Below are 7,554 nucleotides of genomic sequence, written 5' to 3'. Positions count from 1 at the left end.
AAGCCTGCTCCGGCGCCTGAACTTAACCATCTGACAAAAATAGCCTTTCCTAGCTATCTATGTCAGCCCCTTATCTTTTAGAAGCTTTCCAGATTGACTTTCATCCTGCAGGAACAAGCCGCGATGAACGATGCTGCCTTTCGTACGAACCATAACCTCAGAGAAGAGATCCAGGCCTACTGGTCCTTGCGGGCCGAAACCTTCGACCTGCAGCCCGGCCATGAGATTTTCTCCGAAGCGGAACGGGCCGCCTGGCACGGGCTGCTGCGCAAGCATCTGGGCGAAGGGGCAGGACGTAGAGTGCTTGACCTCGCCTGCGGAACGGCCGTCGTCTCGCATCTTCTGGATGATCTCGGCTTTTCCGTCACCGGCATGGACTGGGCTGAACCAATGCTGGAACGGGCGCGGAAAAAAGCGCGCGAGCGCGGCCGTGCCATCCGCTTTCTCATGGGCGATGCAGAAAACACAATGGAGCCGGACGAAAGCTATGACGTGATCACCAACCGGCATCTGGTGTGGACGCTGGTGGACCCTCTGGCCTGCTTCCGGGAGTGGCACAGGGTGCTGAAGCCGGGCGGAAGCCTCATCATCATCGACGGCGATTTCGTCAACCAGAGCCTGATCGCCCGGCTCGCCAGCCGCTGTGCGGCCTGGATCGCCAGCCGCACGTCCGCCCCGGATGCATCCCCCCGGAACGGTCCGGCCGGCAGTCAGATCGAAACCCACCGCAGCATCCTGTCCCGGGTGCATTTCTCAGGCGGAGCAAGGGCTGCCGAAGTGCAGCATCTGCTCCATGCTGCGGGTTTCAGCAAGATCACCATCGATACGGACATGCGCGCAATCCACCGCGCACAAAAGGCCAACTTCAGCTTTCTGAAGCGGCTGGAACGCCAAACCCAGCACCGCTACGTCATTTGCGCAAGGAAGGACTGAGACCAGGGCACCGGGATGCCGGCAGATCTCAAAGACTTGGTCTCAGGCCGGCTCCTCGAGGAGCTCAGTCCTCCGGCAGCACCAAATTCACCCGCACGAGGCCGCGCAGGGAGTTGCCTACATAGACAGGGGCGCCGGAGACAAGATCGGCACGCGTCAGGTCGGCTTCTGCGGCCACGCGCTTGTCCAACAGCGCTGCCCGCAGCGTGCCGGGCAGCACACCGTGCTTCAGTGCGGGCGTCAGCAAACGCCCATTGCGGGCGATGAAGAGGTTGGTGAAGCTGCCTTCCGTCAGGAAGCCATCCTCGTTCTCGAACAGGATCTCCTTGAACCCCGCCGCCATCGCTGCCTTGAGGCTGTCGTCATAAAGCGCGCGGCGGGTGGTCTTGTGGAAGAAGAACCGGTCCTCAGCCGAAGTGCGTCTGGACGAGAGGGTGACGGGCCAGACTTCGCCCGGTGCCGTGGGCACGAAATCCGCATGGGTCAGTGTCACCACCCCATCTGCCGCCAGCAGCAGCCGCACCCGCTGCGGCCCCGTGAAGCCCCTGGCCAACGCTGCAAGCTGCGCCTCGATGCCTGCCGGATCGCAGGCAAAGCCGAAGTAGCGGGCGCTGTCTGTGAGCCGCGACAGATGCCGGGCAAGCAGCAGATAGCCCTCCTCCGGCGTCCAGCCCAGCGTCTCGATCAGCTCGAAACGCTCGTCTGGCGCGGTGAGAAAGCGCAGCTTCAGCAGGCATTCGTCATACTCGGGCGCAGCACCGGAATCGAACACCACGCCCGAGCCGATGCCCGCCTCGCCCGTGCCCTCCTCTTTCAGCACCAGCGTGCGTATGGCAACGTTGAAGCTGAAATCACCGGATGGCGCGATGGCGCCGATGGAGCCGGTGTAAACACCGCGCGGCCCCGTTTCCTGCGCCCGGATGATCTGCATGGCGCTGAGCTTCGGCGCGCCCGTGATCGAGCCGCAGGGGAACAGACCTTCGATGATGGCGGGAAGCTCCATGCCAGGCAGCAGCCGGCCGGAGACGCCGGTGACCATCTGGTGCAGGCTGCGGTAGCGCTCCACCGCAAAGACATCATGCACGGCAACCGAACCGGCCTCCGTCACCCGCGACAGGTCGTTGCGCATGAGATCGGCGATCATGACGTTTTCCGCCCGCTGCTTCGGATCGCTGGCGAGCCTTGCCGCAATCGCGGCATCTTCCGCAGTGTCGCGCCCGCGCGGGGCGGTGCCCTTCATCGGCCGGGTGCGCAGCCCCTCGCCCTTGCGCTCCAGAAACAGCTCCGGCGACAGGGAGAGGATGGCCCGGTCCTCCAGCTTGATGAAAGCCGCATAAGGCACCGGCTGGCGGCGCAGCAGCCGGGCAAACTGCGCTTCTACCGGCCCATGATGGGCAAAGCGGGCGCGCATGGTGAGATTTGCCTGATAGATATCCCCCACCGCCAGATGGTGCTGCACGGCGGCAAAAGCCTCAGCATAACGCGCCCGGTCCATGTCGTATGTGAAGCCGGAGACAGACGCCTCTGCCCCGCCGGAAGCCTTTGCCAGCAGCGCAAAGACATCTGCCAGCGCCAGCTCCTGCGGCGCATCAAACAGGCCTAACCAGGCCAGCAGCTCACCCGTATCCTGATGGCCTGCGGCCAGCTTCGGCTCAAAGGCAAAGCCGAATTCATAGGCGAAGAACCCGGCCAGATGCGCGCCGTCCTTCCGGGCTGCTTCAAGCTGTGCCAGGAACGCCGGAACCTCCTGCATCACGCGGCAGGCGAGCACACGGCGCGGCGCAGAGAATAACGTCGCCCTGCCCGTCTTCAACGCATCCACCAGCAGCACCGTGCCGGCGGGCAAGGGCGCCAAGAAGTGTCCGGGATCTGTCGCGTGAGTGCCGGTCAAGGGAGCATCCGTCTGGTATGGAGGCGGATACATGCCGCGCTCATCCCGCAAGGGCAAGCCCCAAAGCGGCATTCCATCCCGCTTCTGCGTCAGCCGGCAGGCTCAGTACCACACCCCAAGCCCGCGGGCGCGGAAGCGCGGCTTGCCAATGTTGGGTACGAAGGACTTTCCGGCCACCGGTGCGCCGTGATCGAAGACCAGCGGATCGCCATGGAGCTTCAGTTCGCGCAGGCGCTGCACCCGCTCCTCGGTCTTCGGGTGGCTGCGCAGGATCGACGGCTCGGGGATGCGCGCGCCCGGCAGGGCCATCGCCTCCCACATGCGGCCCTGCACCCGCTCCAGCTTCATCAGGGCAAAGGCAAGGCCGTCCGGGTCGCCGGTCAGTTCCGCCGCGCCCAGATCGGCATCAAACTCCCTTGTGCGCGACAGCGCCAGCTGCAGCAGCGTGCCCACGGTGGGCGCTGCCATCAGCAGCACGATCAGCACCCACGGCACACCCGCACCGCCCGCGATCATCGACGGGATGTGGAAGAAGAACAGGAACAGGCCGACGAAAGACATGGAGGATGTGAGCCGCGCCACGATATCGGCCAGCGCCATCACCCGCACATCGCCATTGCGGATATGGCTGACCTCATGCGCCATGACGCCCGCAAACTCGCGCAAGGTGAGCCCGCGGATCAGCCCGTCCGTCACACAGACGGCCGCATCCTCCGCCCGGCCCACGGCAAAGGCATTCATCATCCGGCTTGGCACGTAATAGAGCTTCGGCACGGCCGGCAGGCCCGCCCGGCGGGCGAGCACCGTCAGCACCTGATGGCCCTCGGGAAACACATGTTCCGGCAGATGCCGCGCCTTGTAGAGCCGCAGCACCAGCGCGGGCGACACATTCATCGCCCCGTAGAGCATGAAGCCACCGCCGCCCAGCGCCCACAACACGCCGGTCTGCCCGCCCAGCACATAGGCACAGACCACAAGCAGCATCAGACTGCCTGCGGCAAGCAATGCCGTGTGCAACCGGTTTTCAAACCCGCGCCGCTGCCGCAGCGCCGCATCAAGGATTGTGTTCTGACTCATGAAGAATAGGTAGGCGCATCGGCTGCCAAAGTCATCCCCTGACGCCAATCACCCGCGCGGAGGCCTTGCCTCATGCGGCGAAGGCGCCCTGGGTTCTGCCGTCCTCGGTTTCCAGCGCATCGCGCAGCTTTGCCGCCTGCGCTTCCAGCTCGGCCAGTCCCTGCTGCAGCGACGAGGCGGAGGCGCCGAGGCTGGCTGTCAGCGCGAAGAGGGCCCCCGTCTCTCCGGCAAGGCGGCTGTTGCCATCCAGTACATCGCGGGCGGTTGCCTCAAGGCGGGTGGCCGTTTCTTCCTGTGCGGCGATGGCACGGGCAATCTCTGCCGTGTTTTCATCCAGCGTGCCCATGACGGACGTGATCCCGCCGATGGCCTCGACCGCGCCCTTTGTCTCCGCCGCGATGGCGTTGATCTGGGCGGTGATGTCGCTCGTGGCCTTGGCCGTCTGCGTGGCGAGATCCTTCACCTCCGAGGCGACAACGGCAAAGCCGCGCCCGGCAGCCCCCGCACGGGCTGCCTCGATGGTGGCATTGAGCGCCAGAAGATTGGTCTGCCCGGCGATGGCCTGGATCATGCCCACCACCTCGCCGATGCGGCCCACAGAACCGGCAAGGCTGGTGATGCGCTGGCTGGAGACTTCCGTGCCCCGCGCCGCCTCCGAGATGGCGCCCGACGCCCCCGCAACCTTGCGCGCAATATCGCCGACAGAGGCCGCCAGTTCGCCCGAGGCATTGGCGATCTTCTCGATCCGGCCCGATGTGGCACTGCCGGTGCCGCCCAGCCCGGCGCTGCCTTGGGTGCCCTCTCCGATGCGCGCGGCCAGTGCTGCCGCCTGACGGCGCAGATCCGAGATCTGGCCCGAGATCAGCGCAAGGCCTGTTTCCAGCTCGGCCCGTTTCAACGCAGAGGCCGCCGCCAGCCGCGGCTCAGGAGAGGCAGAGGCAGGTAAAGGCAGGGCAGGCACGGAGGGTTCCGGCCGGCGCGCCATCGCCAGTTCTGCCTCCAGCGCACTGATATGCCGCTGAGCATCAGCCAGTTCGGCATTGTCCGCCTGCTCCAGATGCTGAAGATGCGCGAGGAAGCGGCAGAGCGCGCCCGTAAACAGGCCTACCACAGCCACATAGGCCAGCACCTGCGGCCAGCCGCTGCCTTCCGGTGGAACGGCCCAGGGGTAAAGGGCCGCTGCCAGAACATGCAGCGCAGCGCTTGCAGCGCCATAGGCCGCCGTCATGCGCCAGTCCAGCCCGGCCGCCAGCACCGCCAGCAGCAGCACACCGTAGAGCTGCGCCAGGTTCTGCCAGGCGGTGAAGGCCGGATCATCCGTGAGGGAGGCCATCAAGAGAAGCGACAGGCAGGCCATGACGACGGACGCGGCCATGCGGGCCGCCGTGCCCTGCTCCGCCCGCAGCCACAGGGCCGTGGCGCAGGCCCCAAGAATAAGCGCCGCGCCCGAAACCATGGAAGCAGAGGTCTGCGGATTGAACCAGCCAGCCGCCGTCACGGCCAGAACATTGGCCCAGAGGAAGAACATCAGCAGCCTGAAGCCTGCGGCACGCAGGCTGTCGTAGCGGATCATGCCGTTCTCGCCTTCAGCGCACCCTCCGGGTTGCGCTCGCAGCAGCCGTCATCCGGCAGCGGTTTTCACAAGGTTCGGACGGGGAAAGGCTGACGGCACCGCCAGCCGGACGAAAGACACGCCCCAGCCAAGATAACGCTAGGCTGATCATGCTTAACGATGTGTGAATATAACGCAAACTGCAAGCGGACGAAGGCAGGATTTACCGGCTGGCTGCAGCGCCCGGCCTTTGTCTCATCCCCTCAAGGGCCCTGCACAGCCTCGGCCGTCGCCACGGCCTCAGCCTCGGGCAGGAGCCCGGCCCAGGCCAGCACATGCTGGATGAGCGCGATCTGCGCCTGCCGGCGCTGCCAGCGGGCTTCAGCCTCACCTTCCTGCAGCAAGGGGGCATCCTGCCTTTTCGTCTCGTCAGCTGCCTTGCGCCGCAGCTTGCGCAGATAGGCCTTGCAGCGGGCCTCATCCGCCTGAAACGGCGCCAAAGACACCGCATCCCCTTCGCAGCGGCGCAGCAGCGCGTCTGCCGCCGCCGAGAGTTCGGCCAGGGCCGCAGGGTCCGGTGCCGTCTCAACGGCCAGAAGACGAGCCAGATGCTTCATGGCGCGGGAGGCGGCCTGCAGCCGGGCCGCCCGGGCCGGATAGGCTGGGCCCATGGCCTTGCGGAAGACCTTGAAGCACCAGCGCGCTTCCCTGAGTTCCCGGCGTGCGGCGGCCATGGCCTCGCGGTCCGGCTGCCCCTTCAGCGCCGCACGCGCGGTGATCACCCCGTCAAGAATCATCGCTCGCAGAATGACGCCCGGCGGCGCGCCCTGGGGGGCTGCCAGCCCGTTCTGCGGGCTGCCGGTCAAAAGGTAAGTTCCACCTGCAACGTCCCGGGTGCGGTCCAGCATCAGGCCCCGCTCTCCTCTGCGCTTTCCGGCATGTGCGCTGCGGGCGAACAGACGACGCCCGTGCCGCGCAACCCGCAGTAGCCGTTCGGATTTTTCGCCAGATACTGCTGGTGATAGTCCTCGGCAAAATAGAACGGAACGCCGGTGGCCAGTTCCGTGGTGATGGCGCGTGTGCGCCCGGCCGCCCGCAGATCGCCCGCATAGGCCGCGCGCGAGGCCTCAGCCTCAGCCAAAGCGGCCTCATCCGGCAGATAGATCACCGAACGGTATTGCGTGCCCACATCATTGCCCTGACGCATGCCCTCGGTGGGGTCATGCCGCTCCCAGAAGAGCTTCAGCAGCGCGGCCAGCGGCAGAACCCTGGGATCATGCACCACCAGCACCACCTCCGCATGGGCCGTGCGGCCGGTGCAGACCTCGTTATAGGTCGGGTTCGGCGTGTGCCCCCCGGCATAACCGGCCGCCGTGACATGAACGCCTTCAAGGCTCCAGAAGGCCCGTTCCGCCCCCCAGAAACAGCCCATGCCGAAACACACGGCCTGCATGCCCTCCGGCCAGGGGGGTGTCAGCGGGCGGCCCAGCACCGCATGCGGCTGGGTGAGGCGGACAGGCTCGGCCCGGCCCGGCAGGGCCTCGGCCGCCGTTGGCAGAACGAATTTCCGGCTCAGCATGGTCATGAAGGACATGTCTTGCACTCCCTGTGAGACAGATGGCGGCGGCCCCGTCGAAACAGGACAGCCTTTCACGGCATCAGATGATCTCGCGGCGCGTGCGGGCGGAGCCTGCCGCCAGCAGCAGAAAGGCTGCAGGCATCGCCACCGCCCAGACAGGCAGGGACAAGACGGCGCCGATCACCCAGTCCCACGCCCAGGACCCCACATGGGTCACGACTGCCTTGCCGGCAAGGGCGAGGCTTTCGGCGGAAAACTCGGCCCAGACTTCCGCCAGCGGCGTGAAGGAGAAGCCGGATGCCGCCACGGAGCGGCTTCCATCCACCACCGCCGCGACCACGGCAACACCGAGCAGAAAGAACCCGGCCAATCGCAACACCAGGCGCAAGAGGGCAAACATGCGTCCAGAGCCTCCCATTTCCACGGCCGGGCACTGCGGCCACCGGTCCGGCGCGGCCTCGCCTGATGCCCGCAGCCCAGCCTCACTGCTTTTTTCAGATTTTGCTGCAAAAGACCATCCCG

7 protein-coding genes are annotated in these 7,554 nt (G+C 66.1%); 1 reads left to right on the top strand and 6 read right to left on the bottom strand.

What is annotated here, in order from left to right; translation table 11 throughout:
• Positions 1-123: 123 nt before the first annotated feature.
• Positions 124-933 carry a class I SAM-dependent methyltransferase gene (locus ACVNHC_RS17155; RefSeq protein ID WP_058898075.1) on the top strand — a complete coding sequence of 270 codons (810 nt, stop codon included), beginning with the start codon at positions 124-126 and terminating at the stop codon, positions 931-933.
• Positions 934-997: 64 nt separating this feature from the next.
• Here ACVNHC_RS17155 and pabB read toward each other — a convergent pair whose 3' ends face one another.
• The 6 genes from pabB to ACVNHC_RS17125 form a co-directional block, all read right to left on the bottom strand.
• Positions 998-2,788 (bottom strand): aminodeoxychorismate synthase component I, encoded by a 1,791-nt coding sequence (pabB, locus tag ACVNHC_RS17150; protein WP_457168246.1) that lies wholly within the window; start codon positions 2,786-2,788, stop codon positions 998-1,000.
• A 138-nt stretch (positions 2,789-2,926) separates the two neighbouring features.
• Complete coding sequence (locus tag ACVNHC_RS17145; RefSeq protein WP_457168244.1) at positions 2,927-3,901, bottom strand: zinc metalloprotease HtpX; 975 nt, start codon at positions 3,899-3,901, stop codon at positions 2,927-2,929.
• 70 nt (positions 3,902-3,971) lie between these two features.
• Positions 3,972-5,474, bottom strand: coding sequence for a methyl-accepting chemotaxis protein (locus ACVNHC_RS17140; RefSeq protein ID WP_457168242.1), 1,503 nt, complete (start codon positions 5,472-5,474; stop codon positions 3,972-3,974).
• A 242-nt stretch (positions 5,475-5,716) separates the two neighbouring features.
• The gene (locus ACVNHC_RS17135; protein ID WP_374630636.1) at positions 5,717-6,361 is read right to left on the bottom strand and encodes a hypothetical protein; all 645 of its coding nucleotides are present in this window, start codon (positions 6,359-6,361) and stop codon (positions 5,717-5,719) included.
• A complete protein-coding gene (gene msrA, locus ACVNHC_RS17130) occupies positions 6,361-7,047 on the bottom strand; it encodes a peptide-methionine (S)-S-oxide reductase MsrA (protein ID WP_457168239.1) in 687 nt (228 codons plus the stop codon). The genes ACVNHC_RS17135 and msrA overlap by 1 nt, the downstream gene beginning before the upstream one ends.
• A gap of 64 nt (positions 7,048-7,111) precedes the next feature.
• Positions 7,112-7,432, bottom strand: coding sequence for a hypothetical protein (locus ACVNHC_RS17125; RefSeq protein WP_058898081.1), 321 nt, complete (start codon positions 7,430-7,432; stop codon positions 7,112-7,114).
• Positions 7,433-7,554 lie beyond the last annotated feature (122 nt).

The organism is Pannonibacter sp. Q-1, from assembly GCF_054073275.1.
This window is presented reverse-complemented; position numbering and strand designations above follow the sequence as displayed.